Genomic DNA, 2,867 nt, shown 5'->3' on the forward strand with positions numbered 1-2,867 from the left:
GTCCGCGCCGCCGAGGCCGCGATGGTGCGGATCGGGCTGCTCCGGTCGGCCGTCGACCCCGGCGCCTACCCGGGCCGGCCCGGCCCGCCGCCCGGCCCCGGCTACCAGTACCCCCCGCAGCCCGGCTACCCGGCCCAGCCCGACTACCCGACCGGCTACGAGGACCTGGACGACGACGAGGAGCGCCCCGCCAACCGCAAGGCGCCCCTGCTGATCGGCTTCGCGCTGCTCCTGGTGCTGGCGGTCGGCGGCGGCCTGCTGATGGCGGTCAAGGGCGACGACAAGAAGGGCCAGGCCGCGCCCGCCCCGGCCGTCACCGCCACCGACCCGGCGTCGTCCGCCAACCCGCAGCCGGCCCCGGTGCCGAGCGGTTCGGCGGGCGCCCCGAGCACCGCCGCGACCGACCCGGCCTCGGCGAGCGCGACGCCCAGCCCGTCCGCGACCACCGCCGGGCCGAACGCCAAGGCCCAGGCGGGCGCGCTGGACGACCTGCTCACCCAGGGCGAGAGCGCGAAGGCCCCGATCGGCAGCGCGGTGGCGAAGGTGAGCAGCTGCCCGGCCAAGGCCGACATCGACAGCGCGGCGCAGGTGTTCGACAACGGCGCCAAGCAGCGCGACGAACTGCTGCGCAAGCTGGGCGCGTTGAGCGCCTCGGACGTCCCGGGCGGCGCGGACGCCGTCCAGTCGCTGAAGTCGGCCTGGCAGCTGTCGGCCGACATCGACCGGGCGTACGCGGCGTGGGCGCGCTCGGTGGCCAACCAGGGCTGCTCGGGCAGTGCCCCGACCACCGCCGACAAGAAGCACGCCGACGAGCTCAACCCCCAAGCGACGCAGGCGAAGAAGGACTTCGTCGGCAAGTGGAAGCCGATCGCCGACACGTTCGGCCTCACCGCGCGGACCCAGGACAGGATCTGAACCACTCGTGACCGGCCCGACGAACCGACCGCCCCGCCGCTCCGCCCTGCTGCGCGCCACCACGGTGGTCGGCGCGGCCGTACCGCTCTGCCTCGCGGGCTGGCTCGGCTGGCAGGCCGTCAGCCACGACTCGCCCGCCGGTGCGACGGCCGCGGCCGGCACGGCCGCCGCGAGCGCCACGCCCGGGGCGGCACCGCCGTCGACGCCCGCCACCACGGCACCCGCCCCCTCAACACCCGCCGCCACCACACCCGCAGCCCCCGCGACACCCGGGGACACACCACCCGCCGCCACCACGCCCGCCGCCGGAACCACCCTCACCGGCCGCACGATCCTGCTCGACCCCGGCCACAACCCCGGCAACACCGCGCACACCGCCGAGATCAACCGTCAGGTCGACATCGGCAACGCCCGCAAGGAGTGCGACACCACCGGCACCGACACCAACTCCGGCTACACCGAGGCCGACTACAGCCTGGACGTCTCCCGCCGCGCCCGCGCGATCCTCACCGCCCGCGGCGCCACCGTGGTGTTCACCCAGGACGGCGACCGCCCGTGGGGCCCGTGCATCGACGAGCGCGCCAAGGCCGCCGCCGACGCCCACGCCGACGTGGCGCTCTCGGTGCACGGGGACGGCGGTCCGGCGGGCGGCAGCGGGTTCCACGTGATCCTGCCCGCCAAGGTGGTCGCCGGGAAGGCCGACAACTCGGCGATCGTCGAACCGTCCCGCCGGCTGGGCCTCCTGCTGCGCGAGCAGTTCCGCGCCGCGACCGGCGAGCCGTACGCCGACTACACCGCGAGCGACGGCCTGGACACCCGCTCCGACCTGGGCGGCCTCAACCTCTCGACGGTCCCCAAGGTGTTCATCGAGTGCGGTAACATGCGCAACTCGGCGGACGCGAAGCGGATGACGGACCCTCAGTGGCGGCAGAAGGCGGCCCAGGGGATCGCCGACGCGCTGACGGCGTTCCTGACAGCGCGGAGCTGATCCCCACGGCGTTCCTGACGGCGCGGAGCTGATTCCCAGGGCGTTCGGGCTGCGCCGTTTGCAACGAATTCGACCCGTTCCCGGTCCCCGCTGTGCGCCGGTGGGGCGGTTGGCCCTAGGCTTCTGGTCCGTTCGGGGGTTCCCGGCCGGTCGGCGCGACCGGGCGGACCGCCGTCCACGAAACGTCAACGAGGGGAACGTAAGTGAATCTGCGCGCTCTCACCAGGGGAGACGCCGCCATCGCAGGCGCGGCCGTCCTGCTCTTCATCGCCTCCTTCCTGCCCTACCTGAGCTGGAACTGCTCCGGGGCGTACTGCGGGAACATCGACACGTCGCAGAACGCCTGGAGCACCGCGCTGTTCCCCGTCCTGCCGTCGATCTACCTGCTGGGCATCGCCGCCGCCGCGCTGATCCTGGTGCAGCGGTTCCAGGGCCCGGCCGCGGCCAACCGTCAGGTCCTCGGCCTGCGGCTGGACCAGTGGGGCATCGCCTTCGCGGTGGCCGCGCTCTGGACGTCCATCTGGGCGCTGGGCGGCGCCGGCACCGGTCCGAGCGTCAGCCACGGCTTCGGCGCCTGGCTCGGCCTCATCTCGCTGATCGTGCTCGCCGGCGCCGCCGCGGCCGGTCCGCTGGTGCCCGCGCTGAAGGCGCCGCTGGTGACCGACCGTCCGGCCGTCCCGTACCAGGGCGGCTACCCGATGCCGGGCCAGCCCGGTCAGCCGCAGCCCGGCCAGTACGGCTACCCGGTGCAGGGCCAGGACCCGAACCAGGCCCCGGCGTACGGCGCCCAGCCCGGCGGCTACGGCTACCCGGCCCCGGGTGCGCCCGGCCAGGTGGGCCAGCCCCAGCCCGGCCCGCAGGACATCACCCCGGCTCCGGTCGCCGCCCAGCCGGCGCCCGCCCCGGCCCCGCAGCCGGCCCCGGCGGCCGACTTCGCGCCGTTCTGGTTCGCCGTGCCGGCGCC

General features: G+C 75.3%; 2 protein-coding genes and 1 pseudogene. All 3 read left to right on the forward strand.

Annotation, left to right across the window (positions count from 1 at the left end; genetic code table 11):
- Nucleotides 1-915, forward strand: a pseudogene (locus AB0O00_RS34275) (hypothetical protein); the annotation flags it as partial.
- A gap of 7 nt (nt 916-922) precedes the next feature.
- Nucleotides 923-1,903 carry an N-acetylmuramoyl-L-alanine amidase gene (locus AB0O00_RS34280; RefSeq protein WP_363658525.1) on the forward strand — a complete coding sequence of 327 codons (981 nt, stop codon included), beginning with the start codon at nt 923-925 and terminating at the stop codon, nt 1,901-1,903.
- Nucleotides 1,904-2,106: 203 nt separating this feature from the next.
- Nucleotides 2,107-2,867 (forward strand): hypothetical protein (locus tag AB0O00_RS34285; RefSeq protein ID WP_363658527.1); only part of this gene is annotated, 761 nt, incomplete at its 3' end.

The sequence above is a fragment of the Kitasatospora sp. NPDC093558 genome (assembly GCF_040683475.1).
Classification (GTDB): Bacteria; Actinomycetota; Actinomycetes; order Streptomycetales; family Streptomycetaceae; genus Kitasatospora.